The organism is Amycolatopsis sp. VC5-11, assembly GCF_037034185.1.
Lineage (GTDB): Bacteria > Actinomycetota > Actinomycetes > Mycobacteriales > Pseudonocardiaceae > Amycolatopsis > Amycolatopsis nivea.
In genome coordinates this window covers 294,103-320,149 of record NZ_JBAGKF010000007.1, presented here as the reverse complement: position 1 = coordinate 320,149, position 26,047 = coordinate 294,103, and the positions used below count along the sequence as shown (strand labels likewise).

At 70.9% G+C, this 26,047-nt stretch carries 22 protein-coding genes; 9 read left to right on the top strand and 13 right to left on the bottom strand.

Going from position 1 to position 26,047, the window contains the following annotated elements; all coding sequences use genetic code 11:
- Positions 1–7: 7 nt before the first annotated feature.
- Entirely contained in the window at positions 8–5,458 is a 5,451-nt protein-coding gene (locus WA670_RS23150; RefSeq protein ID WP_336158809.1) for an RHS repeat-associated core domain-containing protein, read from the bottom strand.
- Between the two features lie 145 nt (positions 5,459–5,603).
- On the opposite strand from WA670_RS23150, the gene WA670_RS23145 reads away from it, so the two are divergent.
- The gene (locus tag WA670_RS23145) at positions 5,604–6,182 is read left to right on the top strand and encodes a hypothetical protein (RefSeq protein WP_134662951.1); all 579 of its coding nucleotides are present in this window, start codon (positions 5,604–5,606) and stop codon (positions 6,180–6,182) included.
- On the opposite strand, the gene WA670_RS23140 is transcribed toward WA670_RS23145, so the two are convergent.
- Positions 6,169–7,059 (bottom strand): glycoside hydrolase family 16 protein, encoded by an 891-nt coding sequence (locus tag WA670_RS23140; RefSeq protein ID WP_051171934.1) that lies wholly within the window; start codon positions 7,057–7,059, stop codon positions 6,169–6,171. The genes WA670_RS23145 and WA670_RS23140 overlap by 14 nt on opposite strands.
- A 219-nt stretch (positions 7,060–7,278) precedes the next feature.
- Here WA670_RS23140 and WA670_RS23135 point away from each other — a divergent pair, with 219 nt between their 5' ends.
- From WA670_RS23135 to WA670_RS23115, 5 genes are read left to right on the top strand one after another with little or no spacing between them, the layout of a single operon-like run.
- Complete coding sequence (locus tag WA670_RS23135; protein ID WP_336158808.1) at positions 7,279–8,109, top strand: helix-turn-helix transcriptional regulator; 831 nt, start codon at positions 7,279–7,281, stop codon at positions 8,107–8,109.
- 41 nt (positions 8,110–8,150) lie between these two features.
- A complete protein-coding gene (locus WA670_RS23130; protein WP_275291064.1) occupies positions 8,151–9,005 on the top strand; it encodes an oxidoreductase in 855 nt (284 codons plus the stop codon).
- Complete coding sequence (locus WA670_RS23125) at positions 9,002–9,712, top strand: SDR family oxidoreductase (RefSeq protein ID WP_275291065.1); 711 nt, start codon at positions 9,002–9,004, stop codon at positions 9,710–9,712. Before WA670_RS23130 ends, WA670_RS23125 begins: the two co-directional genes overlap by 4 nt.
- 14 nt (positions 9,713–9,726) lie before the next feature.
- Entirely contained in the window at positions 9,727–10,065 is a 339-nt protein-coding gene (locus WA670_RS23120) for a YciI family protein (RefSeq protein WP_336158807.1), read from the top strand.
- Positions 10,062–11,270: an RNA polymerase sigma factor gene (locus tag WA670_RS23115; protein ID WP_336158806.1), complete on the top strand. Its 1,209-nt coding sequence runs from the start codon at positions 10,062–10,064 to the stop codon at positions 11,268–11,270. Before WA670_RS23120 ends, WA670_RS23115 begins: the two co-directional genes overlap by 4 nt.
- On the opposite strand, the gene WA670_RS23110 is transcribed toward WA670_RS23115, so the two are convergent.
- Entirely contained in the window at positions 11,248–11,850 is a 603-nt protein-coding gene (locus WA670_RS23110) for a TetR/AcrR family transcriptional regulator (protein ID WP_275291069.1), read from the bottom strand. The genes WA670_RS23115 and WA670_RS23110 overlap by 23 nt on opposite strands.
- Before the next feature lie 91 nt (positions 11,851–11,941).
- On the opposite strand from WA670_RS23110, the gene WA670_RS23105 reads away from it, so the two are divergent.
- Both WA670_RS23105 and WA670_RS23100 read left to right on the top strand, forming a co-directional pair.
- Complete coding sequence (locus WA670_RS23105) at positions 11,942–13,393, top strand: amidase (protein WP_336158805.1); 1,452 nt, start codon at positions 11,942–11,944, stop codon at positions 13,391–13,393.
- Between the two features lie 102 nt (positions 13,394–13,495).
- The gene (locus WA670_RS23100) at positions 13,496–14,572 is read left to right on the top strand and encodes a GDSL-type esterase/lipase family protein (protein ID WP_051728554.1); all 1,077 of its coding nucleotides are present in this window, start codon (positions 13,496–13,498) and stop codon (positions 14,570–14,572) included.
- 525 nt (positions 14,573–15,097) lie between these two features.
- Here WA670_RS23100 and WA670_RS23095 read toward each other — a convergent pair.
- The 4 genes from WA670_RS23095 to WA670_RS23080 form a co-directional block, all read right to left on the bottom strand.
- A complete protein-coding gene (locus tag WA670_RS23095; RefSeq protein WP_037806447.1) occupies positions 15,098–15,397 on the bottom strand; it encodes a hypothetical protein in 300 nt (99 codons plus the stop codon).
- Entirely contained in the window at positions 15,384–15,620 is a 237-nt protein-coding gene (locus tag WA670_RS23090) for a hypothetical protein (RefSeq protein ID WP_037806448.1), read from the bottom strand. The genes WA670_RS23095 and WA670_RS23090 overlap by 14 nt, the downstream gene beginning before the upstream one ends.
- A 37-nt stretch (positions 15,621–15,657) precedes the next feature.
- Positions 15,658–16,110: an Lrp/AsnC family transcriptional regulator gene (locus tag WA670_RS23085; RefSeq protein ID WP_009078207.1), complete on the bottom strand. Its 453-nt coding sequence runs from the start codon at positions 16,108–16,110 to the stop codon at positions 15,658–15,660.
- Positions 16,111–16,180: 70 nt separating this feature from the next.
- On the bottom strand, positions 16,181–17,323 hold the full coding sequence (locus WA670_RS23080) for a M24 family metallopeptidase (RefSeq protein WP_037806449.1): 1,143 nt from the start codon (positions 17,321–17,323) through the stop codon (positions 16,181–16,183).
- A 227-nt stretch (positions 17,324–17,550) separates the two neighbouring features.
- Between WA670_RS23080 and WA670_RS23075 the strand changes: the two genes are divergently transcribed.
- On the top strand, positions 17,551–18,495 hold the full coding sequence (locus WA670_RS23075) for a 5'-3' exonuclease (protein WP_037806813.1): 945 nt from the start codon (positions 17,551–17,553) through the stop codon (positions 18,493–18,495).
- A gap of 45 nt (positions 18,496–18,540) precedes the next feature.
- Here WA670_RS23075 and WA670_RS23070 read toward each other — a convergent pair whose 3' ends face one another.
- From WA670_RS23070 to WA670_RS23045, 6 genes are all read right to left on the bottom strand, one after another.
- Positions 18,541–19,758 (bottom strand): GNAT family N-acetyltransferase, encoded by a 1,218-nt coding sequence (locus WA670_RS23070; RefSeq protein ID WP_336158804.1) that lies wholly within the window; start codon positions 19,756–19,758, stop codon positions 18,541–18,543.
- Positions 19,759–19,814: 56 nt separating this feature from the next.
- The gene (locus WA670_RS23065) at positions 19,815–20,207 is read right to left on the bottom strand and encodes a DUF4333 domain-containing protein (protein WP_336158803.1); all 393 of its coding nucleotides are present in this window, start codon (positions 20,205–20,207) and stop codon (positions 19,815–19,817) included.
- Between the two features lie 37 nt (positions 20,208–20,244).
- Complete coding sequence (locus WA670_RS23060) at positions 20,245–21,447, bottom strand: GNAT family N-acetyltransferase (RefSeq protein WP_336158802.1); 1,203 nt, start codon at positions 21,445–21,447, stop codon at positions 20,245–20,247.
- A 51-nt stretch (positions 21,448–21,498) separates the two neighbouring features.
- The gene (locus WA670_RS23055) at positions 21,499–22,212 is read right to left on the bottom strand and encodes a DUF4333 domain-containing protein (protein WP_037806454.1); all 714 of its coding nucleotides are present in this window, start codon (positions 22,210–22,212) and stop codon (positions 21,499–21,501) included.
- Between the two features lie 127 nt (positions 22,213–22,339).
- Positions 22,340–25,123 (bottom strand): DEAD/DEAH box helicase, encoded by a 2,784-nt coding sequence (locus WA670_RS23050; protein WP_199817167.1) that lies wholly within the window; start codon positions 25,121–25,123, stop codon positions 22,340–22,342.
- 33 nt (positions 25,124–25,156) lie between these two features.
- A complete protein-coding gene (locus tag WA670_RS23045) occupies positions 25,157–26,047 on the bottom strand; it encodes a diacylglycerol/lipid kinase family protein (RefSeq protein WP_336158801.1) in 891 nt (296 codons plus the stop codon).

Genomic DNA, 26,047 nt, shown 5'->3' with positions numbered 1-26,047 from the left:
AAACGCGTCAGCTCCTGCCCTCGCTCCGGTCCAGGTCCAGGGTCCGCATCCGCTGCGCGATCGCCCTTTCCTCCATTTCCTTCATCTCCGCGCGCTTCTCGGCGGAAATGGGTGTCTCGCCGTCGTATTTGCGCAGCTCCGGCGGGTCGTAATCGCCGTTCTGCCACCGCTGCCACGTCGGGTCGTTCTTGTCCTTCGGGGCCTGGAATCCCCATTTGTCGAGCAGTTCGTCGGCGGTTCCCTGGGGGTATTGGCCGGTCTGACGCTGTTCGTAGGCCAGATGCGCCTCGGCCCGGCCGCCCGCGGTGAGCGGGTCGGTGCGCGCGAAGGACTCCCCGTTCTTGACCATGTCGTCGTACTCCTTGGTGCCCGGAGCGGGGTTGTACGGCATGCCCTTGCCGGTGCCGTACATCTCGTCGACCATGTGCTGGTAGGAGTCCTTGGACCCGCGCAGGTACTTCTGCTCCTCGTCGAAGTCGCTGAGGTCCTTTTTGAGCTTGGCGTCGTTGCCGTTTTCGATTTCGCTGCGGTGCTCGGCGAGGTAGTCGCGGCGTTCCTGTTCGGCCTTCGCGTCCTCGGCCCGCTGTTTGTAAGCGGCGGCCGAATCCTCCCGTTGCTTGTCGGTGTTCTCGATCCGGTGCCGCACTTCGGAACCGTCCGGGTAATGCTCGCCGGGGACCGGTTTGGTTTTGTTCCCGTAGGTGTGGATGCCGTGTTTCGGGTCGTGGAAATCCGGATGGTGGACGTGGTTCGGGTCGTCGCCGTGGTAGACCTTTTCCTGCGGGCTCAGATAGGTGTTGTGCGGCTGGCGGCCCGGCACCTGATAGGTCGGCCGGGTGTACTTGCCGTCCATGTGCGCGTAGCCCATCTGGTTGAGCTGCAGCAGGTCCGACGTGTCCTTGCGCTCGTAGGCCCGCCGCTGCGCGTAGGCGTAGCTCAGCTGGTGTTCGTCGTGCGCTTTCCCGCTGGTGAAGCCGGAGGTGTGCATCCGGTTGCCGCTCCCGGTGCCCGGGTGCTTGCGGTGCAGGTCGTGGGTTTCGGTGTAGCTGTAGGCCGCGTGCTCGAGGTCCGTTTCGTCGGAACGCTTCCGCGGGAGGCCGCTGCCGTTGTCCGCGGCGGCCTGGTGGACGCCGACGTGCTCGTGCTGGTTGGTCCGGTGCCCGTCGAACTGGTAGCCGTGGTTCTTCCCCACGCGGGCCGCTTCGGGGTTGCGGTCGCCGTAGGTGCCGGGCGGATTCGACGGTTCGGTGGACGCTTTCTTGGCCGGGGGCGCGTCGGGCGCGGCGTCGTCGTCGCGTTTGCGCTTGTTGCCGGCCTGCTGCTCCTCCATTTCCTTCAGCTTCTTGGGGCACGGCCCGGTCGGCAGCGGGTTGAGGCCGAGCGGGTCGATCATCGCGGTCGGGTTGTCCACGTAGGCCTGCGAGTCCGGGGACGGGTTGAGGCCGAGCGGGTCGTGCGAGAGGTAGCGGCCGGTTTCCGGGTCGTAGTAGCGGTGCATGTTGTAGTGCAGCCCGGTTTCCGGGTCGTAGTACTGGCCGGGGAAACGCAGCGGGGTGCGCGCGTTCCCGCCTTCGGACACGACCGCGCCCCAGAGCGAGGTGCGCTGGTGCCCGGCGAGCGCGCCGGCGCTGTCGACGAGTTCGGCGGGCGCGCCGACCAGGTCGGTGACGATGGCGTGGAAGCGTTCGTCGACGCGTTCGCCGAGCTTCCGCTCGGTCTGCGCGAGCACCCGGTCGGAGTCGGGCAGCCAGTCCCACACGGTCGCGACCTGCGGGCGGCCGGGCGCGCTGTGCACCTGCTCGGCGGGCCGGTAGTGGTCCCAGGCGAATTCGATCTGCTCGGCCACCGCGCCCGCCGGGTCGAGGCGCTGCTTGGCGACGCGCCTGCCGAGCGCGTCGTAGCGGTAGCGCCAGACCGTGCCGTCCGGGGTGCGCACGCCGGTCAGCCTGCTCGCAGAGTTCCACTGGTATTCCCACCGCTGCCCGCGGCGTTCCCGCGTCACGACGCGGCCCTCGGCGTCGTGGGTGTAGCGGGTTTCGCCGGCGGACTCGATGAGCGTGCCGCGGTAGGCGCGGGGGCCCGCCGCGGCCGGGTCGCCCGGCCAGCCGGCTTCGGCGACCGCGCCGGCCGCGTCGTAGCGGTAGCTCTCCTGCCATTTCGGGCCGCGGACCGCGGTGACCCGTCCGCCCGCGCCGACCTCGAACGCGCGCGGCCCGGACAGCAGGTCTCCGGTCGTGTACAGGTTTCCGTCGGGCAGGTAGCGGTAGTCGCGCTGCTGCACGGTGGCCGCGCCGCGCAGCACGGTCTGCCCGCGCAGCAGCCCGGTCGAGGTCCAGTCCTGCCGCAGCTCCGCCACCGGCGCGGTCCCGGCGAAGAGGCGGCGCACCGTTTCCTGTCCGGCGGCGTCGTATTCGAACCGCAGGGTGCGGCCCGCGGTGGTGACCGCGGTCGGGCGGTCCGCGGAGTCGTAGCCGAACGACGATTCCGCGCCGGTGGGCGTTCGGCGGCCGACCCGCCTGCCGAGCGCGTCGAACTCCGACCGCACTACGCGGCCGTTGATCGACTCGGACACCAGCTGTCCGAGCGCGTCGTACTCGAAGCGGACCTCGGTCTCGCCGTTGCGCGCCAGCACCATCCGGCCGTCGTGGTCGTAGGCGAATTCGGCGACGTCGTCGGCGGCGGTGCGCCGCACGAGCCGGCCGAGCGCGTCGTACTCGATGTCGATCGCCTGCCCGGCCGCGTTGACCCGGCGCACGAGCCGGCCCGCCGCGTCGTAGCCGTAGCGCAGGACCCGGCCGTTGTAGTCGGTTTCCGCCGCGACCCGGCCTGCCTGGTCGTACTCGTAGCGCCAGACCAGGCCGCGTTCGTTCGTGACCGTGGTCAGCCGCAGTTCGGTGTCGTAGCCGAACCGCCGGACGCCGCCGTCGGGGTCCTGCGCGGACAGCGGCAGGCCGAACGCGCCGTACTCGACGCGGTGCACGCCGCCGCGCGGGTCGACCGACTCCTCGACGTTGCCCGCGGCTTTGAAGCCGAACTTGCTGACCGTGCCGTCGGCGTTGCGCTGCTGCACCAGGTTGCCCGCCGCGTCGCGCACCCGTTCCACGGACGCGCCGGTCGGGCCGGTGATCGAGGTGATCGCGCCGAGCGCGTCGTAGGAGTAGCGGGTCACCGCGCCGTCGGGGGCGGTGATCTTCGTGGGCAGGCCGGCCGCGTCGGACTCGAACCGGGTGACGCCGCCGAGCGCGTCGGTCCGCGTCGCGATCGCGCCGGTGTCCGGGTGGTAGGTGTAGGCGGTGACCCCGCCCGCCGGGTCGGTTTCCTTGACCAGGCTGCCTTGTTCGTCGTACTCGTAACGCCAGACGTCGCCCGCGGGTCCGGTGGTAGAGACCGGCAGGCCCCGCTCGTCGTACTCGTTGACCAGCCGGGAGCCGTCCGGCCGCGTCACTGCGGCGACGTTGCCGACCTCGTCGAACTCCCAGCGGGTGACGTGGCCGAGCGCGTCGGTCCTGGCGACGACCCGGCCGAACTCGTCGTACTCGGTGGTCGAGGTGTTGCCGAGCGGGTCGGTTTCGGCGACGACCTTCAGCTGCTCGTTGAGCTGGTAGCGGGTGACCGAGCCGAGCGAGTCGGTGACCGTGGTGACGAGGTTTTCGTAGGACAGTTCGGTGTCGAGGTAGCCGCCGTCGCCCTGGGCGCGCACGCACCGGCCGTCGCTGTCGTAGTGGTAGCTGTACCAGCGGCCGTTGACGTCGTCCCAGCGCACCATCCGGCCGTCGGCGTCGTAGCGGAATTTGTGCGAGGTGCCGACCGCGTCGACGACCTCGGTCAGCCGCCGGGCGGAGTCGTAGCGGTATTCCCGGACCGCCACCGGCGCGTCCGGCACGCGCAGCGCGGTGACCAGGCCGTCCGCCGATTCGACCGTCACGCGGTAGCCGCCGGAGTGCTCCATGGCGACCGGCACGCCGTCCTCGTAGCGGAAGTCGATCCGGTTGCCCGAGCTGTCGGCCAGGGCGTGCAGCCGCAGGACGCGGTCGCCGGGTTCGCCGGTGAAGTGGCGGATGACGCTGCTCTGCGGGTCGCCGACGATGAACCCGGTGGTCACCCGGCGCAGCGCGAGGTAAGGCCCGTCGTCGGTGGCGACGGCCTCGATGCCTTGCGGGAAGGGGAAGCGCACGAGCACGCCGTTCGGGGCGGCGTAGTGCAGGCCGTCGTCGCCGACCTCCAGGCGTTCGTCCAGCGTCGAGGACCAGGTGGGGCCGAAGAATCCGCCGGAGCGGTAGGTCGAGCGGTGGGTGCGTTCGACGGTCAGGGGCAGCACTCCGGGCAGGTTCAGGTCTTCCTGGACCAGGTACACCGCGCCGGTGGCGACGTCGATCGGGTCGCCGCAGCCCTTGATCTCGTTGGGGTCCGTGTGGTGTTCGGCCGGGTTCTGGCTCTGGTTGCCCCTGGGCTGCTGCGTCGAGGAGGGATGCACCTCGTTGCCGCCGGACTCGTGCGACCCGCCGCCGCCTTGGCCGCCTTCGTGCCCGCCGCCTTCCGAGCCGCTGGGGTGGGTGTTGCCGGTATTGCCGGTGTTGCCTTGGTGTCCTCCGCCGCCTCCGGCTCCGGACGTGTGCGTGCTGTCGTCGCCGCCGGGATGCGACCGGGTGCCGCCGCCCTCGGATTTGACGTTGATGTCCTTGGGCTTCGGAGCCGGGGCGTTCTTGCCGCCCTTGAGCCCCTTCAGCGCCTTGCCCGCGTCCTCGAACAGCGTCCCGGCTTTCTTCAGCAGCGGGATGAGCGCCTTGAGAGCCTTGACCAGCTTGGTGGTGATCTGGGTGATCCGGGACGCGGTCTTCGCGACGGCCGCGGCGACCTGCGGGCCGACCCAGGCCATCCCGATCCCCGCGGTGAGCAGGACCTGCAGCGCCCACGAGATGAGGTGCCCGACGAGGTCGGCGATGGTGTCGCGGACCAGCGACCGCACCGCCGCGACCACCTCGCCCGCGGTCTTGACCCCGCTCGCCGCGCCCTCGGACCCTTTCTGGGCGCTGGCGATCAGCGCGGAGGTGTCCTCGGCCCGCTTGCGGTAGCTGTCGGCGGCGTCGCCCTGCCAGCTCTCGAGGTCTTTCTTGACCAGCTCGCCGAGTTCGGCGGAGACGCCTTCGAGTTCCTTGGCGACGTTGGTCCAGGTCTGGGCCTGGGAACTGATCTGGTCGGCGTTGCCGGTGAGCGCGTCGAGAGCTTCCTTGAGCGGGCCGACGTGCTCCATCAGCCAGCCGACGCCCGCGGCGAAGATCGCGCCGAACGGGTCCATGACCGCGGTGAGCACGTCGATCGCGGTGCCGACGGCCCCGATCGCGACCGCGGCCCAGTTCTTGCTCTCGATCGCCTCCTTGAGCCCGGTGGCGTCCTCCAGCAACGGGACCCCGGCCACCGCCGAGGTCTCCTTCACCGGCGCGACCAATGGATTGCTCACTTAGTTCCCCTCTTCCCGCTGCTGCGGTGATCACGGTACCTATCCGCACCCGCGACCGCCCGCGGCACGCGGCGGCCTGGCCGGGAGGGCAAGAGCGGTAGTCCAGAGAGGCACTGAGCACGGACTTCTTCGGGATACTTGTGCCGTGACGCACACCGAGTGGCTGGTCGAGCGGGCGCAGGATTTCGATTCGCTGCGCGGCAGGAGCATCGAGTCGTGGGCCGGCGTGGAAATGGCGTTGTGGGAGGAGGGACCGGACGGCGACCCCCAGTTCACCGACCCCTCGGTGCCCTGTCTGCAGTTGTGGGGCGCGCAGGCGCACTTGGACGACGGCCGCGCGCTGATGATCGGCACCTACCAAGACGACGACCTTTTCGGGCTGTGGCCGCACCGCCGGGCGGACCCCCGCTTCGCGAACCGCGAGTTGTGGGACGGCATCTACCGCTGGACGGCGCTGAGCGAACTGCCGACCGGCCCGGTCGAGGACGTCGTGGTCTTCGCTGAAGGAGGCGTGCTCGCCGAAGTCGGTCTGCGCGTCGGCGGCAGGCCGCTGGTGCTGGTCGCGGGCGAACTGGTGGAGTACGCAGCAAGGCTGCGGTTCTGCCGGTTCGACGAGTCGGTCCTGGTGTTCACCGATCCGGACGCGGCCGAGCGCGTCGGGTGGTCGACGCCGCGGTTCGGCCGCGTCCGGATCGATCCGTGGCCGAAAATCAGCTTTCGCTGACCTTCACCGAAAACGCGTCGATGCTCATCCCCGCCCCCGGCGTGATGTCCGCTCCCGGGCTGGTGCATCCGCACACCTTGTTCGGATAGGACCCGCCGATCGCCACGTCGAAGATCGCGAAGAACCCGTGGTCCACCGCGGCCTTCCAGGTGGCGTCGGACACCTGGTTCTGCTTCACCGCGAAAGTTTCCTTGCCGTCCAAGGAAAACCGCAGTTCCTCCGCGGCCGCGTCCCGGCGGTCCACCACCACCGAATACGTGTGGTAACCGGTCTTGCAGCCGGCGCAGTCCTGCAGGTCGCTGCTGATCCCGTCCGGGTCGTGGCACTCCCCCGCCCACTGTCCACAGTGGAACGTGCTGGAATGCTTGTCCAGCGCGTTCACGTTCTCCATGATGTCCAGTTCGCCGATGCTCGGCCAGTTCGTCGCGCCGACCGGCCGCGCGTCCGCGCCCATCGCCCAGAACGCGGGCCAGTAGCCGAGACCGTGCTCCGGATTCGGCTGCTGGATCGTCGCGCTCATTTCCATCTGCCCGCCCGCCGGCGCGCCGAAGTCGGTGCGCTGGGTTTCGATCCGGCCGGACGTCCACGCGCCGTTCGCGTCGCGCAGCGGCTTGATCACCAGGTGCCCGGCCCCGTCGTGGTAGACGTTGTCGGTCGAGTCGGTGGACGTTTCGATCTCGCCGGTGCCCCAGTTCGCGGCGCCGCCGGGGTAGCCGGTTCCCTTGTCGTAGAGCCAGTTCTGCGGGTCGAGACCGGTGCCTGCCGGGCCGTCGAAGGTGTCCTCGAACACCGTGGTCCAGGTTTCGGCTGCCTGCGCGGGCGCGGCGGCCATCGACACGGCGGCGACGGCGGCCAGGATCAGCGGGGTTCGGCGCATGGGTTCGCCTTTCCGGTGGAGGGGGTGGTCTCAGCAGGCTCCGCTCGCGCCGTTGACCAGTCAAAACAGTCTGCCTGCCGGTTCCGCGGCGGCGGTGCGCGCGGGCAGAGCGCAGCCGGAAAGGTTTGAACCACTGCGCCGAGGGGTACCGCACAGGGTGGGAGAACCACACCCCCTTTCCGTGCCCCGCGGCCGCCGTGCGCGATCTAGCCTGGGTGCATGAGCGACAGCAACCTCCTCGGCGAGTTCCTGCGGGCCCGGCGCGGCACCACCGTCCCGGCGGACGCGGAGCTGCTCGCCGACACCCGGCGGCGGGTCAGCGGCCTGCGCCGGGAGGAGGTCGCGCAGCTTGCCGGGGTGAGCACCGACTACTACGTGCGGCTCGAACAGGGCCGCGAGCGCACCCCGTCCGCGCAGGTCGTCGACGCGCTCGGCCGGGCGCTGCAACTCGACGACGAGGCGCTCGCCCACCTGCATTCGCTGGCCCGGCCGAAGCGGCCTAAGCGACGGCCCGCCAAGGAACGCGTCAGTCCGCGGCTGGTGCAGCTGATGGACGCGTGGCCGCAGACTCCCGCAGTCGTGCTCGGGCGGTGCATGACCGTGCTCGCGTCGAATCTGCTCGGCGAAGCGCTGTTCGCCGGCCACGAGCACAGCGGCGACCTGCTGCGGCTCGCGTTCCTCGACCCCGACGCCCGCGATTTCTACCCGGATTGGGAGCGGGTCGCGGTGAACACGGTCGGCGGACTGCGGTCGGCGGCGGGCACCGATCTGGACGATCCGCTCTTGATCGAGGCGGTCGGCGAACTGTCGCTCAAGAGCGCCGATTTCCGCCGGTTGTGGGCGCGCCACGAGCTCCGGCAGAAAACGCACGAATCGAAACGGTTCCGGCATCCGCTGGTCGGAATGCTCACCCTGCACTACGAATCGATGACCGTGAACAGCGCTCCCGGCCAGCAACTCGTGGTGTACCAAGCGGATCCGGGCAGTCCGTCGGAGGCCGCGCTGGGGCTGCTCGGCAGTCTCGCCGCCGGCGACCGCCCGCACCGCTGACGCATTTTCCGCAATTATCGAATTCCTTCAGGGGCAGAGCCATGTCTGAAAACAATGCACCCGTCTGGTTGATCACCGGGTGTTCCACCGGCCTCGGCCGCGCACTCGCGACCGCCGTTCTCGAACGCGGCCTGCGCGCGGTCGTCACGGCCCGCGATCCCGAACGTGTCGCGGACCTCGTCGCCGCGCATCCGGGACGTGCACTGGCGGTCGCGCTCGACATGACCGATCAGCAGCAGATCACCGAAGCGGTCGCCGAGGCACACCGTGTCTTCGGCCAGATCGACGTCCTCGTCAACAACGCCGGCTACGGCTACCTCGCCGCCGTCGAAGAGGGCGAAGACGCCGAGATCCGCGCGTTGTTCGAGGCGAACGTATTCGGCCTGATGGCGCTCACCCGCGCCGTCCTGCCCGGAATGCGGGCCCGCCGCAGCGGGCGCATCGTCTCGGTCTCGTCGCTCGGCGGACTGGCCGCCTTCGGCGCGACCGGTTACTACCACGCGACCAAGTTCGCCGTCGAAGGCTTCAGCGAATCGCTCGCCGCGGAGGTCGGTCCGCTCGGCATCGGCGTCACGATCGTCGAACCGGCCGCGTTCCGCACCAACTGGTCGGGCCCGTCCATGCGGGAATCCGCGATCCGCATCGACGACTACGCCGGCACCGCGGGCGCGCGCCGCACCTCGACGCTCGCCACCTACGGCAAGCAGCCCGGCGACCCGGACCGAGCCGCGACGGCCGTCATCGACGCCGTCGCCTCCGCCGAACCGCCGCTCCGCCTGCTGCTCGGCCAAGCCGCCTACGACATCGCCACCGCGCGCCTCGACACCCTCCGCAAGACGTTCGACGACTGGCGCGATGTCACCCTGTCCGCCGACTTCCCGAAGGAATCCGCATGAACAAGACTGTCCTGATCACCGGTGCCAGCAGCGGAATCGGCGAGGCCACCGCCCGCAGACTCGCCGCGGACGGCTGGCGCGTGGTCGCCGGTGCGCGCCGCGAAGACCGGCTCGCGCGGCTCGCCGCCAGCGCGGACGGGATCGAGGTCCACCGTCTCGACGTGACCGACCGGGCCGACGTCGCCGAGTTCGTCGACCGTGCGGTGCGCGACCACGGCGAGATCGACGCGTTCGTCGCGAACGCCGGGGTGATGCCGCTGTCCCGGCTGGACGCCGGGCTGGTCGAGGAGTGGGACCGGATGATCGACGTCAACGTCCGGGGCCTGCTGCACAGCATCGCCGCGGCGTTGCCGCACTTCACCCGCCAGCGCCGGGGCCACTTCGTCACCATCGCGTCGATCGGCGCGTACCAGGTCACGCCGACCGCGGCGGTGTACTGCGGCACGAAATACGCGGCGCGGGCGATCACCGAGGGCCTGCGGCTGGAATGCGACCCGTCGATCCGCGTCACCACGGTCTCCCCCGGCGTCGTGACCTCGGAGCTGGCGGACACGATCAGCGACCCGGAAACGCAGGAGTTCATGCGGATCTACCGCAAGGACGCCATCGACCCGAAAGCGATCGGCGACGCCATCGCCTACGCTCTCGACCAGCCGGCCGACGTGGACGTAAGCGAGATGATCGTGCGGCCGGCCCGGCAACGCTGAGCCGAGGAGGAGCCGTGCCGCAGTACCTGCTCGGGATCTGCCAGCCCGACGGCGGAACCCCGGATCCCGAAGTTCTGGCGGACATCGCGGCGCGCCTCGAAGCGGTGACCGACGAGATGAAGGCGAAAGGCGTCTGGGTGTTCTCGGGCGGGCTGCGTCCGGCGGCCGCCGCGAAGGTGGTCCGGGCGTCCGGCGGCGGCGTCCTGTGCACCGACGGCCCGTTCGCCGAGGGCAAGGAACACCTCGGTGGCTTCACCGTCGTGACCGCGCCCGGCCCGGAGGCCGCGACCGAGTGGGCGCGGCGGATCTCGGAGATCACCACGCTGCCGGTGGAAGTCCGGGAGTTCCAGTGATCCCGGCGGCCGTGCTCGAGCGGGTCTTCCGCGCCGAGCACGGCCGCGCGGTCGCCGTGCTGGCCCGGGTCTTCGGCGACCTGGACCTCGCCGAGGACGCCGTCCAGGAGGCCTGCGCGATCGCCACCGTGAAATGGCGCGCGGAAGGCCTGCCGCCGAGTCCCGCCGGCTGGCTCGTCACCACTGCCCGCAACCGCGGCATCGACCGCCTCCGCCGCGAATCCACCCGCGCCGACCGCCACGCGCAGGCCGCGCTCCTGCACGCGAGCGAACCGTTCGACGAGGGCGCGGTGCCCGACGAACGGCTGCGGCTGATTTTCACCTGCTGCCACCCCGCTCTCGGCACGGCCGCCCGGGTCGCGCTCACCCTGCGCCTGCTGGGCGGCCTCACCACCCCGGAGATCGCGCACGCCTTCCTGGTCCCGGAATCGACGCTGGCGCAACGGCTTGTGCGCGCGAAAGCCAAAATCCGCGCCGCCCGAATCCCCTACCGCGTACCCGACGCGGCCGACCTCCCGGCCCGGCTCGACGCCGTCCTCGCCGTGCTCTACCTGATCTTCACCGAAGGCCACACCGCCAGCAGCGGCACCGGCCTCACCCGCCCGGACCTGGCGTCCGAAGCGATCCGCCTGACCCGGCTCCTGGCCGCCCTGCTGCCCGACGAACCCGAAGTACTGGGCCTGCTCGCGTTGCAGCTGCTCACCGAATCACGCCGCGCGGCCCGGGTCGACGCCGACGGAATCCCCGTGCTGCTGCCCGAGCAGGACCGCGCTCGCTGGGACTGGACGCTGATCGCCGAAGGCCAGGACCTCGTCCGCCGCTGCCTGCGGCTCGACCGCCCGGGCCCGTACCAGATCCAGGCCGCGATCAACGCCGTGCACAGCGACGGCACCGACTGGGTGCAGATCCTCGCCCTCTACGACCAACTGCTCGCTCTTGCTCCGACCCCGATCGTCGCGCTGAACCGCGCCGTCGCGGTCGCCGAGGTCGAAGGCCCGGCCGCCGCACTGACCATTGTGGACGGTCTGGACCTCGGCGACCGGCACCTTTTCCACGCGGTCCGAGCCGATCTGCTGGCCCGTCTGGGCCGGACCGGCGAAGCCGTCGAGTCCTACGACGCCGCTCTCCGGCTGGTCTCGAACGAGGCGGAACGCCTTCTGCTGCACCGAAAACGCGCCGCTCTCAGCCCGGCTTCCCGCGACTGATCACGCCCTCGACGATCTTCGTCAGGTGCGCGCCGACGTTCTCGACGCCGCCGTTCTGCACCGCGATCTGCGCCCCCTCCATCGCGAACGTCAGCTCCGCCGCGCCGAGCTCCGGGTCGGGCAGCCCGAGCCCCGCGCACATCGCCCGGAGCCGGCCGAACTGGCGGGTCTTGTGCTCGCTGATCAGCCGCCGCGCGGGATGGTCCGGATCGGGCAGTTCGGCGACCGAGTTCGTGAACGGGCAGCCGCGATGGGAAAAATCGGGCAGCCCGTCGACGATGAACCGCCCCACCGCGCGGATCTGCTCCGCGTAATCGTCCGGATGCGCCTGTTCGGCCGCGTCGAAGGCGGCCGAGTAGTCGTGCACGACGATCCGCAGCCATTCCGCGATCAGCGCGTCCTTGGTGCCGAAGTGCCGGTAGATCGCCATCTTCGTGGTCCCGGCGCGGTCCGCGATCGCCTGGACCCCGACCCGCACGACGCCCTCGTTGAGGAACAGCTCCTCGGCCGCGTCGAGGATCCGCTCGCGAGGCGGCAAGGTCGCGACCCGCGTCGGCCGCCGGGCGGAGGTGCTCGTCATCGGTCCTTCCCACGGGGGTTGGCAATGCGGTTCGTCCCGGCTACGGTACACAACCGTCTCCGGTGATACCGCTCGGTATCACTTAATACTGATGAGTCTCGCGAAGGACGTGCTGGTGAAAATCTCCGAATACACGAGCTGCGACGCGGTCGGCCTGGCAGAGCTGATCGCCCGCGGCGAGGTGACCGCGGCCGAGGTCGCCGACACGGCCGCCCGGGCGGTCGAAGCGGTGAACCCGCAGATCAACGCCGTAGTGGAAACCTGGCCGCCCGAGGACGCCCCCGGCTCCGCACCCTTGGCAGGCGTGCCGTTCCTGATCAAGGACCTCGGCGTCACCATGGCAGGCAAACGCAGCGAACTGGGCAGCCGCCTGGCCGCCGGTGCCGTGTCGCCCGAAGACTCGTTCCTGATGCGCCGCTTCCGCGAAGCCGGTCTGGTGACCATCGGCCGCACCACCACGCCGGAAATGGCCTACAGCACCACCACCGAACCGGAGTTCTACGGCGCGACCCGCAACCCGTGGTCCCCTGACCGAAGCGCAGGCGGCTCCAGCGGCGGTTCCGGCGCGGCGGTCGCCGCCGGAATCGTCCCTCTCGCCCACGCCACCGACGCCGCGGGTTCCATCCGAGTTCCCGCTTCCAGCAACGGATTGTTCGGCCTGAAGCCGACCCGCGGCCGGATTTCGCACGGCCCCGGCGCCGACGAGGTGTTCAGCGGCCTGGCCGTGCAAGGCAGCCTGAGCCGGAGCGTCCGCGACAGCGCCGTCCTGCTGGACCTGATCGAAGGCCCCGAACCCGGCGACCCGTACTTCGCCCCGCGCCCCGAGCGCCCCTACGCCGCGGAGGTCGCGACGGATCCAGGCCGCCTCCGGATCGCAGTCCTGCGCCAGCCCTGGGGCGGCCGCCAGCCGACCGAACCGGTCTCCGCCGCCCTGTCCGCGACGATGCGCCTGCTGGAATCCCTGGGCCACGAAGTCGAAGAGACGCAACTGGCCCTAGGCGTCTCCTGGGAGGAATTCGTCCTCGGCAACGCCCGGATGTGGACCGCGAACCTGACCCCGTGGATCGACGGCATCGCCGCCGCGACCGGCCGCCCGGTCGACGAAACCACCCTGGAACCGGTCACCCTCGCCAGCTACCGCTACGGCCGCCGGGTCACCGCCGACGAGTTCGTCCGCGCCCTGGCGATCCGCAACCAGGTGTCGCGAACCTTCGCCCGCCACTTCGCCCGCTACGACCTGCTCCTGTCCCCCACGCTGCCCGAGCCGCCGGTCCCGCTGGGCGTGTACGGCGAAGACGCGGACAAACTGGACGGCCTCGGCTGGCTGGACCGCCTCCTGGACCGCTCCCCCTACACCGCGGCCGCGAACGTTTCAGGGGTTCCGTCGATGTCCGTCCCGCTGGCCGAGGACGAAGGACTCCCGATCGGCATGCAGTTCACCGCCGCGTTCGGCCGCGAAGACCTGCTGTTCCGCCTGGCCGGACAGCTGGAACAGGCCGCCCCGTGGACCCACCGCAAGCCCCCGCTCTGGGCGGGCGAATAGCCCCTTGAAGTCCACAGTGGACGCTCGCCGCCCGGTGACCCGCGTCGCACCCCCTGCCGACCCTGACGAGGCCGTCCGGGTTCTCGCTAGACTTGGCGAGCGATGCGACGATTCCGGTGGTGGTGGGGGGCGCTGGTCCTCGCCTGCGTAGCTGTGCTCGTGGGCTTCTTCGTCTTTTTCGGCACCGAGAGCAGGCCAGGACAGCCTTTTCCGCGCCAGGGCCCGCCCGGCCGCGGCCCGCTGACCATCGTGTCGATGGGCGACAGCACCGTATCGGGCGAAGGCGCCGGCGCCTACAGCCCCGACACCGACGGCAGAAACGGCGACTGGTGCCACCGCTCGTCGGCGGCCTTCGTGCAGAAGGTCCGCATCCCCGGCATCACCGCCCGGGTCAACCTGGCCTGCTCCGGCGCCCCCGCCGCCCAAGTCGCCCTGGGCGACGCCAAACAGTGGGGCGAACGCTCGCAAGCCGCCCAACTGGCCGACGTGGTGAAAGACCACCGGGTAGCCGCGGTGGTCATCGCAGTGGGCGCGAACGACGACCCGAAGTTCTCCGCCCAAGTCAGCGAATGCTTCAAGGCCTGGTTCTCCGCCGACGGCCCGTCCTGCAACGTCGCACTGAAGCAAAGCTGGAAGTCCAAAGTGGACGCCATGGTCCCGAAGGTCGCAAACGCAGTAGGCGACGTGAAAAAGGTACTGGCCAACGCCGGTTACGTCCCCGCGGACTACCAGCTGGTGCTCCAGTCCTACGCCACCCCGGTCGGCCCGGACATCCCAGCAGACCTGCAAAGCCTCAACGGCTGCCCCTTCCGCACCGACGACCTCCAGTGGATTTCGACCACGGGAATCAGCACCCTGTCCGCAGGAATCAAACAAGCAGCCACCCAATCCGGCGCCCGTTTCCTGGATCTGGCCCGAGCAGGCGAAAACCACGAAGCCTGCTCCGGCGGCCCGAACCCGGCCACGGAATGGTTCACCCGCCTGACTTTGCACCTGAACGACCTGACCCAAGTCGACCGGGCGACGCACGCACTGCAGGAATCCTTCCACCCCAACGCCGCAGGACACGCCGCCATCGCCGACTGCCTCACGGACTTCCTCACGACGCAACGAGGAAACGCCTCCTGCCTGGCAGGCCCAGACGGAAAACTCCATGCCATCCCCGAACCCGTGAGCTGACCCTCCCCCTCCTGCGTTTGCGTGAGGGCCACCCTCATTGACTCTGATTCCCTCAGGGTTCCCCTCACGACCCTCCGGCGGCGTACGTGAGGGACCCCTTCACGGACCTAGATTCCCTCAAGGAGCCCTTCACGGCCCGTCCGCTCCGCCGCCCCGCCAGGGATGCGCCCCAATGTGGCATTGGGTGCATCTGACGCACCCAATGTGGCGTTCGGTGCGTCCCACGCACCCAATGCCACATTGGGGCGCTAACGCCAACCCCAACCGCCGCCCGCACACCCCATCGCAACCACGCACCCACCCCGCGCGCCCGAAAACCGCAGCCAATGCACCCAACGAGCGAAGCACCCAGCCCTCCCCCGCACCCCGATACGAAGCCCAAATGCGGACGGCGGGTGCTTGTCAAGGCATCTTTCCCGCCTTGACAAGCACCCGCCGTCCGTCATCACAATCAAGCTTCGGGGTGCCCCACGCAACCATCTGGGCGCAATGTCGCCGCCAGGCGACGAGCCGAAAAACGAGAACTCACAAATCCAACGCAGCCCTCAAAGCCACATCGATCTGCTCCTGAACCTCCCCGTCAACCTCCGCGATCCGCTCCGCCAGCCAAGGCCGATACAACCGCGTGAGATTCAACGTGGACACCCAATACCGGGCATCCACCGCAACCCCGAGAATGTCCTGCGGATCCCGATCCAACAACTCAGTCCCGAGCAACCAAGGCCGCTCCGACTCGTTCACCCCGTCCGAAGACAGCAAAACGACAGTCCGCTGCCGAGCAGGATCAGTAGGCGGGTGGTAAGTCCAAACCTCACCCCTGCGCACGCATCTCCTTCTCCGCAGCCGCCCGCTCCGCCTCATCCGCTTCCGCCGACGAAGCGGCAGGGGCGACCGGAGCCCGCTGCGGGGTATACCCAGTCCGGACCGCCTCGCGCCGAGCCGCCTTGGACAGCCAGGACGAGACCGAGATCCCGTGTGCTTTCGCGGCCCGCTCGGCGTACTCGAGCGCACCGGTGTCGAGCGAGAGTGTCACCTTACGTGTTGCCATACCTTTTACCGTACCACTCCCACCGCTCCGGAAGCTCTCACAACGTCGGCGACCGGCCCTCGAACGGCGTGGACAGCACGACCGTCGTCCGGGTGGACACCTTCGCGGCCTCGCGGATCCGCCGGAGCAGGTCTTCGAGGCCGAGCGGCGAGGCGACGCGGACCAGCAGGATGTAGGACTCGTCGCCGGCCACCGAGTAGCAGGACTCGATCTCGGTGATGTGCTGGATCCGCTGCGGGTAGTCGTCGGGCGCGGCCGGGTCGTTCGGGGTGAGCGAGATCAGCGCGGTGAGCGGGAGGCCGATCTGCTCGCCGTCGAGCCGGGCGGTGTAGCCGAGGATGACGCCGCGCTGTTCGAGGCGGCGCACCCGCTGGTGCACCGCCGAGACCGACAGCCCGACCCGTTCGGCGAGGTCGGTGAAGCTGCGCCGTCCGTCGGCGGCGAGCTCCTGCACGATCGCCTGGTCGAGCGGTTCCAGCGGTCCGCTCATGCCGCCACCTCCGCGAGGAGTCGCGCACGGGCCGGTCGGGCGGCGGCGATGGTTCGCCGGAAGGCTGCGCTCATGCGTCCAGCACGACCAGTTCGTGCGGCCGGGTGTTCACCGGCTCGACGCCCGAGTCGGTGACGAGCACGATGTCCTCGATCCGGGCGCCCCAGCGGCCGGGCTGGTAGATGCCGGGCTCGACGCTGAAGGCCATGCCCGCCTCGAGCGGCAGGGCGTTGCCCTTGATGATGTAGGGCTCTTCGTGCACGTCGAGGCCGATGCCGTGGCCGGTGCGGTGGATGAAGTACTCGCCGAATCCGGCGGCGTCGATGACGTCGCGCGCGGCCTGGTCGATGCTCTCGGCGGTGGCTCCGGGGCGGACCGCGTCGACGGCGGCCTGCTGCGCGCGCTGCAGCACGGCGTAGGTCTCGGCGACGTCGGCGTCGCGGGGTTCGCCGATCGAGTAGGTGCGGGTGGAGTCGGAGTTGTAGCCCTCGGGCACCGGTCCGCCGATGTCGATCACGACGACGTCGCCGCGTTCGATGACGCGCTCGGACACGTCGTGGTGCGGGCTGGCGCCGTTGGGGCCGGAGCCGACGATGACGAAGTCGGCGTGCGTGTGGCCCTCTTCGACGATGGCGGCGGTGATGTCCGCGCCGACCTCGGCTTCGGTGCGGCCGGCGCGCAGCCATTCGCCCATCCGCGCGTGCACGCGGTCGATCGCCGCGCCCGCCTTGCGGAGGGCGTCGATCTCGGCGGCGTCCTTGCGCATCCGCAGTTCGCGCACGATCGGGCCGGCGAGGGTCTGCTCGGCGTCGCCGAACGCGGCGCGCAGGGCGAGCACGTGCAGCGCCGGGGTGAAGTCGCTGACCGCGATCCGGCCGGGCTTGCCGAGCCGGTCGGCGACGAGCCGGTAGGGGTCGTCGCCGTCGACCCAGGTGAGCACGTCGACGCCGAGGTCGTCGGTGGGCACGCCGGCGTAGCCGGGGGCCTCGAGCTTCGGCACGACGAGCGCGGGGGTGCCGTCGGCGGGCACGACGAGAGTGGTCAGCCGCTCGAACGAACCGCCCGCCTGGCCGAGCAGGTACCGCAGGTCCGAACCGGGCGCGACGAGCAGCGCGTCGGTGTTCGCGGCGGCGGCCGCTTTCGCGGCGCGGTCGAGACGGGCGCGGAGCGCGGCGGCGTCGGGAGCGGGCGTGTGGAGGGATCGGCTCGACATGACGCCGAGCCTAGTACCGGCGTCGCGGCGCGGCCCGCCCGTCCTCCCGAACCGGCGTGCCGCCCCGGCCACCTCGCCGAAGCCGCGTGTGGGCACCGTCCGTGAAGGACTCCTTGGGGGAATCTGATTCCCTCAAGGAGTCCTTCACGGGCTTCGGCCTTCGCGGGAGCGGACGCGCCCGGCGCCGCTTTCGGGGCGATCCGGGCCGGACGTGGCAGGCTGTGCGGGTGACCGGACCACTCGCCCTCCTCGATTCCGCGAGCCTCTACTTCCGCTCGTTCTACGCGCTGCCCGATTCGATGACCGCGCCCGACGGGACGCCGGTCAACGCCGTGCGCGGGTTCACCGACACGATCGCGCGCATCCTCACCGACCGCCGTCCGGCGCGGCTGGTCGCCTGTCTCGACGCGGACTGGCGGCCGAAGTTCCGCACCGATCTGCTGCCGAGCTACAAGGCGCACCGGGTCGCGGAGCCCGGGGACGGCGGGGCGGACGTCGAGGAGGTGCCCGACACGCTGACCCCGCAGGTGCCGATCATCCTGGAAGTGCTGGAGGCGTTCGGGTTCGCCGTCGCGGAGGCGGACGGCTACGAGGCGGACGACGTGATCGGCGCGCTCGCGACGCGGGAGAAGGACGCGCCGGTCGAGGTGATCACCGGCGACCGGGACCTGTTCCAGCTGGTGCGCGAGGAGCCGACGCCGACGTCGGTGGTGTACGTCGGGAAGGGCTGGGCGAAGGCGGAAGTGCTGGGGCAGCGGGAAATCGCCGAGAAGTACGGCGTTCCGGCCGAGCACGCCGGACCCGCGTACGCGGACATGGCCGCGTTGCGCGGCGACCCGTCGGACGGGCTGCCGGGCGTGGCGGGGATCGGCGAGAAGACCGCGGCGAAGCTGATCACGCAGTTCGGTTCGCTGGAGGAACTCGTCGCCGCGGCCTCGGCCGGGGATTCGCGGGTGCCGTTGAAGACCCGGCTGCGGCTGTCCGACGCCGCGGATTACCTGGCTGTCGCACCGACCGTGGTGCGGGTCGCGGTGGACGCGCCGGTGGTGCAGTCCGGGCCGGATGCGGTGCCGTCCGCGCCCGCCGATCCGGATCGGGTGGCGGAGCTGGCCGAGCGGTGGAACCTGGGCCGTTCGGTGGAGCGCCTGCTGGCAGCACTGCCCGGAGCTTGACTTGCCAGGGAGGGTTCCAGCCCGCGGCGGAACCCTCCCTGAGGATCAGAAGTGCGTGCCGGTCCAGGGTTGCGTGCCGGTCCGGAACAGCGCGTCCACCCGGGCGAGAGTTTCCGCGGTCGCGCCGGTGATCCGGCCGGACAACGCGAGCGGCGCGGCTTCCCAGGCGCCGAGGTACAGCATCGCCAACGTGTCCACGTCCAGCTGCAGATCGGCGTCGGCGTCGGTGCGCTCGACCCCGTTGCTGCTGACGCGGTACCGGCCGCGGTTGTCCGGCAGCATCCGGTCGTTCACTTCCAGCACAACGGGTTCCGCGGAGCCGTACGCGCGGGCCGCGAGCGCCGCCTGGACGTCGATCAACCGCAGCCAGAGTTCGTCGTCGACGGCGACGGTGTGCGCCCGGCGCGGGTCGACGAGCAGCAGGCCCACCGGGTCGTCCACCGGACGGCAGCGCGCGTGCACGACCTCGATCAGGTCGACCGACAGCAGGAACCGCCACAGTCCGGCCAGTGCTTCCGGCGACGCCGCGTGCAGTTCGTGGACTTCGAGCGCGGCGCCGCGTTCCGGGTCGAGGTAGCTGTTCTGCGGCACGACGTGGAAGACGGCGAAGCCGTCGTCGCCGTCCGGTCCACTGTGGACAGCGACACGGTGGTTGCCGCCGTCGGGGTGGAGATGCCAGTTGAACGCGATCGGCCACCAGAGTTCCGGGCGGGCGATCCGGCCGGGGCGGCCGGTGTCGATCCGTTGGTACAGCGAGGGAATCGTCGCGATCGCGTCGTCGGCGGAGAGCAGCCGGACGCGGCCGGGGGCGGCGACGGTTTCGCGCAGCGGGGCCGGTTGCTTGACCTGCAGGGTGGCCATGCGGGTCGCGACTCCGTAGCCGAAGCGGCCGTAGATCAGCGCTTCGCTCGCGTGCAGCGCGGCGACGACGTGGCCGCGCTGGACGAAGTCGTGCAGTTGCCGGTCCATCATCGCGGTGAGCACGCCGCGGCGGGTCCAGTCGGCGCGGACGCCGACGCCGTCGACCGCGGCCATCGGCACGGTGGCGCCGCCGGGGACGGCGAGCTCGGTGGCGAAGGAGCTGGCGATGCCGATGGGTTCGCCGTCGTGGAACGCCCCGGTGCGGCCGTCGGCCTTCCAGGAATCGCCGACCCGGGCCCAGCGCTCGTCCGAGGGCGGGTTTCCGTGCAGGGACCGCACCAGGAGGTCGAAAGTCGCGCGGCTTTCGTCGTCGGTGATCTGGCGTACCACGTAGTCGCTCATGTCCCGATTCAACCAATTTCCGCGGCCGCGCGGCTATCGGATTTAGCGCGGCCGAGTTACTGGGGCGGGTCGACGCGGTACTTGCCGTCCGCGCCGGTCACCGTGATGGGGACGTGTTTCGTCGTGCCCGCGATGTCCACAGTGCACTGGAAGCGCGAGCCGTCGGCGACGGGCTGCCGGTCCGGGCAGGACACCGCGCCGACGTCCGCGAGTTTGTAGTCGGTGGTGAGGAGCCGGGTGACGGCCGTGGCCATCACCCGGGAGTCGAACACGCGCATCGCCGAGGAAGAGCTGGGCGCCGCCGCCGAGGACGACGCGACGCCCGGCTCGGCGGGGCTGTCCGGTGTGACGGTGACGGTGCGGGCCGGGGGCGGGGGTGTGCCGCTGTCGCAGCCCGCGGCGGCGAGCATTCCCAGGCCGCACAACAACAGCACCCGCACGGCGCGCATCAAACCCGCTCCTCTGCGCGAAACGTCTGGTCAACGGTCAGAAGAACGTACCGCACCACACCGATTCGCGCGTGCCGAAGAGAACGTCGGCGGCTTCGGGCGCGGCCGGGTCGAACACCTCGATCCGGCCGGTGTCCGCAAGCGCTGAGGCTCGCCACGTTCCGAAGTAGAGCATGGCGAGGGTGTCCGCGGAGAGCCGCAGCGCGGGTTCGGCGTCGGTGCGGGTGGCGCCGTCGGGTCCGACGAGGTAGCGGCCGTCGTTGGCGGGCAGCGACCGGTCGGACACCTCGATGACGACGGGTTCGGCCGGTCCGTAGGTGCGGGCGGCGAGCGCGGCGGGCACGTCGACCAGCCGGAGCCAGCTCTCGTCGTCGATGCTTTCGGTTTTCGCCATTCGGGGGTCGGTGAACAGCAGCGCGTGCGGTTCGTCGAGCGGGCGCATCGGGAGCACGATCTCGTCGACCAGGTCGACCGACAGCAGGAACCGCCACAGCCCGGCGAACGCTGCCGGGTTGGCGTAGCTGAACTCCACCACCTGCAGCTTGCCGTTGTCGTGCGCGGCGCCTTCTTCGACGTGGTAGATCACGTAGCCGTCGGTGCCGTCCTGGCCGCGGTGCACGGCGGTCTGGACGAGCTTCGCGCGGCGGCGCAGGTGCCCTTCGAACGGTGGCCAGTAGATCTCCGGCCGGGTCATCGCGCCGACGTGGCCGGTTGCGGTCGCGGCATAGAGTTCCGGCCATCGCGGGGCGGCCTCGTCGATGCCGAGCACGGTGACTTCTCCCCCGGCGGGCACGTCGGGGCGCAATTGCGCCCGGTGCTTTTTCACCACGACCTGGTTCGCGAGGGTCGTGACGCCGTAGCCGTAGCGGCCGTAGATCGCGCCCTCGGACGCGTGCAGCAGCGCGAGCGCAACACCTCGTTCGGCGAGGTCGCCCAGCTGTGCGGCCTGCAGCGCGCTGAGCACGCCGCGGCGGGTGCGTCCGGCGCGGACTCCGACGCCGGTGACCGCGGCCAGCGGGAGCCGTTTTCCGCCGGGGACGACCATTTCGGCCGCGAAGGACCGGGCGGTGCCGACCAGGTCCGGCTCGAAGACGCCCCAGCTACGTTCGGCCTCGTAGGCCGCGGAGACGCGGTCCCATTCCTCGTCGGTGCCGGGCTGGACGTGCAGCGCGGCCCGGAACAGGTCCCAGGCCGCGCGCTGCTCGTCGGGACGGAGGATGCGGACGGTGCGGTCGCTCATGCCCCGATCATTGCGGGAGCGGCTGCTTGCCCGCCACTGAATTGCGGGGCGTCACTTGGCCGCGGGCGGCGAGACCTCGTAGTTGCCGTCGTTGCCCTTGACGGTGATCGGGACCTGCTGGGGTTTGCCGTTGATGGTGGCGGTGCACTCGAATTTCGCGCCGTCCTCCACCTTCTGCTCGGCCGGGCAGGTGACCCCGCTGACGCCCTGGATCTTGTAGGTGTCGGTGAGCAGCTTCGCGACGTCGGTCTGCATCTGGTTGTTGTTGAAGACCTGGGTCTTGAAGAAGCCGGGCGCGACGAAGCCGAGGATCGCCACGACGGCCACCACGACGACGAGCGCGCCGATCCCGATGAACAGGCCCTTCTTCGACCCGCCGGAGGATTCCGGGGCGGCCCCGCCGGGCTGGCCGTAGTCGTACTGGCCGGGCTGCTGGCCGCCGTACTGCTGTTGCTGCTGCGGATCGCCGTAGGGCTGCTGCTGGCCGTAGGAGGGCGGCTGCTGCCCGTACTGCGGCGGCTGCTGTCCCCATTGGGGCTGCTGCGGCTGCTGTTGCTGCGGGTAGCCGCCGGGCTGCTGGCCGTAGTTCGGGTCCTGACCGTAGGGCTGCTGGCCGTACTGCTGGGGCGGGTACGGCTGCTGCTGCGGCCCGCTCTGCGGGTACGCGCCGCCCGGCTGCTGCCCGTAGCCGGGGTCCTGGCCGTAGGGCTGTTGCCCGTACTGGGGCTGCTGCCGCGGGTCGTTGCCGCCATACGGCGTGCTCATCGTTAGCCTCCGCCTTCGTCTGTCCGCATCCGCAGGCCGGGCCGCGGGTGTCGTGCGCGATCCAACCACAGGTCTGGACCTGGCACACGTGTCCGCGCGCAGTCGCTACCAAGGTGTGCCCTCGCGCTCACGCCGCGCCCGCCGCCACGACGCCGCGGCGCAGCGCCCGGACCGCCTGTGCCGCCGCCGCGCCGACCGGGTCCTCCTTGCCGAGGACGTCGCGGACCTGGTCGAGCAGGTCGATGACCTGGCGGCACCAGCGGACGAAGTCGCCCGCGGACAGTTCCTGTCCGTTGGTCTCGGCCGCGGTGAGGACCTTCTCCAGGGATTCGCCGCGCGCCCAGCGGTAGACCGGCCACGCGAACCCGGCGTCGGGTTCGCGGGTGCGGTCGAGGCGGTGCCGGCGTTCGTCCTCGGTGAGTTCGACCCACAGCCTGCTGGTTTCCTGCCACGCGCCGGGGACCGCGCCGCCGGGCAGGCGGGGTTCGCCCGCGGTGTCGCGGCGGGCTTCGAACACGAGGGTGGACACGACGGCGGCGAGTTCGGCCGGGCCGAGGCCGTTCCAGACGCCGTGCCGGATGCATTCGGCGGCGAGCAGGTCGGATTCGCTGTAGAGGCGGGTGAGGCGGCGGCCGTGTTCGGTGACGCGGTCCTCGCCGTCGCCGGGGCGGACGTAGCCGCGTTCGCCGAGCAGCCGCAGGATCCGGTCGAACGCGCGGGCCAGCGAGTGCGTGGTGGCCGCGACCTTCCGTTCGAGCTGTTCGGTTTCGGCCGACAGCCGCTGGTAGCGCTCGACCCAGCGGAGGTTGGCCTCGCGTTCGGCGAGGCCGTGGCAGGGGTGGGCGCGCAGGGCGCGGCGCAGCGAGGCGAGTTCGGCGTCGTCTGCGGCCGCGGTGCGGCGGCGCTGGCGGCCGGGGAGCGCGATGCCGGCGTTGCGCAGCGACGAGGCGATGTCGCGGCGGGTCTTGGGCGAGCGCAGTTCGATGTGCTTGGGCAGCTTGATCCGGCCGAGGGCTTCGACCGGGGCCGGGAAGTCGGCGACCGACAGCGGACCGGACCAGCGGTCCTCGGTGACGACGACCGGGCGGGGTTCGCGGATCGGGTCGAGGCCGGGGTCGACGACCACGGCGAGCCCGGCCCGGCGGCCCGCTGGGACCGGGATGACGTCGCCCTTGCGCAGTTTCTCCAGCGATTGCGCGGTCTCGGCGCGGCGGGACGAGGTGTTCTGCCGCGACAGCGTCTTCTCGCGGGCGGAGATCTGCGCGCGGAGTTCGACGTACTCGAGCATCTGGTCGAAGTCGCCGGAGATCGCGGCCGTGTAGCCCTTGAGGGCTTCCTTGTTGCGTTCGATCCGCCGTGCGGTGCCGACGACCGACCGGTCGGCCTGGAACTGCGCGAACGACTGTTCCAGCAGGTCGCGGGCGGCGTCCGCGCCGACCTGGGCGACGAGGTTGACCGCCATGTTGTAGCCGGGGCGGAACGACGAGCGCAGCGGGTACGTGCGGGTGGACGCGAGACCGGCGACGGCCTTCGGGTCGACGCCGGGCTGCCAGGCGACGACGGCGTGGCCCTCGATGTCGATGCCGCGGCGGCCGGCGCGGCCGGTGAGCTGGGTGTATTCGCCGGGGGTGAGGTCGACGTGCGCCTCGCCGTTGTATTTCACGAGCCGTTCGAGCACGACGGTGCGGGCGGGCATGTTGATGCCGAGCGCGAGGGTTTCGGTCGCGAACACGACCTTGACCAGGCCGCGGACGAACAGTTCCTCGACGGTTTCCTTGAACGCGGGCAGCAGCCCGGCGTGGTGGCCCGCGAAGCCGCGCTCCAGCGCCTCGCGCCATTCCCAGTAGCCGAGGACGCCGAGGTCGCCCTCGGGCAGCTCAGCGGTGCGCTCGTCGACGATCCGGCGGATCTCCTCGACCTGTTCGGGGCCGTTGAGCCGCAGGCCGGAGCGGACGCACTGGGCGACCGCCGCGTCGCAGCCGGCGCGGGAGAAGATGAACACGATCGCGGGCAGCAGCCCGGCGTGGTCGAGCCGTTCGACCACGTCCACGCGTGACGGCGGCCGGAACCTCGGCCCGCGCGGCGGTCCTCCGCGGCGGCCGCCGCGCGGGCCGCGGAAGTTGGGGGCGAAGCGGCCCATGTCGTCGGTTTTGCGCAGCAGCGTGGGGTTGATCCGGAGCTGTTCTCCCGGGTCGGCCTCGTTCTGGCCGGCGAACAGGTCGAGCAGCTGGTTGCCGACGAGCATGTGCTGCCACAGCGGGACCGGGCGGTGCTCGTCGACGACGACGGTGGTGTCGCCGCGGACCTCGACGAGCCATTCGCCGAATTCCTCGGCGTTGCTGACGGTGGCGGAGAGGCCGACGACGCGGACGTGCTCGGGCAGGTGGAGGATCACTTCCTCCCAGACCGCGCCGCGGAAGCGGTCGGCGAGGTAGTGGACCTCGTCCATGACGACGTAGCCGAGTTCGGGGATGGCGGAGCTGCCCGCGTAGAGCATGTTGCGCAGCACCTCGGTGGTCATGACGACCACCTGGGCGTTGCCGTTGATCGAGGTGTCGCCGGTGAGCAGGCCGACGGCGTCGTTGCCGTAGCGTTCGACGAGGTCGGCGTACTTCTGGTTGGACAGGGCCTTGATCGGGGTGGTGTAGAAGCATTTGCGGCCCTCTGCGAGGGCGAGGTGGACGGCGAACTCGCCGACCACGGTCTTGCCCGCCCCGGTGGGGGCGCAGACCAGGACGCCGTGGCCCTCTTCGAGCGCTTCGCAGCCGCGGATCTGGAAATCGTCGAATTCGAAGGCCGATTCGGCGGAAAACCGGGTCAGCTGGGGGTGCTTGGCGCGGCGACGGGAGGCAGCGTAGGCCTCGGCCGGCGATGGTGAAGGGCTAGTGGCCACCCCGTCAGGGTTCCACATGCCCCCGACATTCCGCACGCGGCGTGCCGCCGGTCACCGCGGGGGCGCGACGACCGTGAGCGCGGACGGCACGCAGGTCGCTTCGACCGGCGCCTGGCCTTGGTCCTCGCCGTCGGCGTACACCGGCCAGCCGGGTGCTTCGATGCGCAGCGTGCGGGTGCGGAAGGTTTCGACGCTGGGCTTGTGCACGTGTTCGCCGGTGCGCAGCTGCGGCAGCATCCGGAGCAGGCGGGCGCGGCCGGGGGCGCCGATGACGGTGACGTCGAAGAGGCCGTCGCCGGGGTCGGCGTCCGGGCAGATCGGGATGCCGCCGCCGTAGTACGGGGTGTTGCCGACGGCGATCAGGCTCGTGTCCCCGGAGAAGGTGCCTTCGTCGGTGTGCACGACGATCGGGCTGGGCTTGAACGCGGTGAGTTCGGCGAGGATCGCGAGGTCGTAGCGGCGGGGTCCGGCGGGCCAGCGCATCGCGTTCGCGCGGGCGTTGACGGCGGCGTCGAATCCGGCGCACAGCACGGTGGCGAACCAGGTGTCGCCGACGCGGCCGAGGTCGACGCTGCGGCGGTGCCCGGCCTGCAGGGCTTTGGCGAGGGCGTCGGTGGCGGCGCGCGGGTCGGCCGGGACGCCGAGGGCGCGGGCGAAGTCGTTGCCGGTGCCGGAGGGGACGAGGCCGAGCGCGACGCCGTGGTCGGCGCAGAACTGGACGCCCTGGTGGGCCGCTCCGTCGCCGCCGAGGACGATCAGCACGTCGAGGCCTTCGGCGTGCGAGGACCGCATGAGCGCGCGGGATTCCTCGACGCTGGTGGCGGTGAGGAGGTCGAGCCGGTCGACGGCGGGCCGGAGCCGTGCCGCGACCGCTTCGGCGAGGCGGGCCGCGGCGCCGCGGCCGGAGGCCGGGTGCACGGCCAGTGCTGCGTTCAGGCCCAC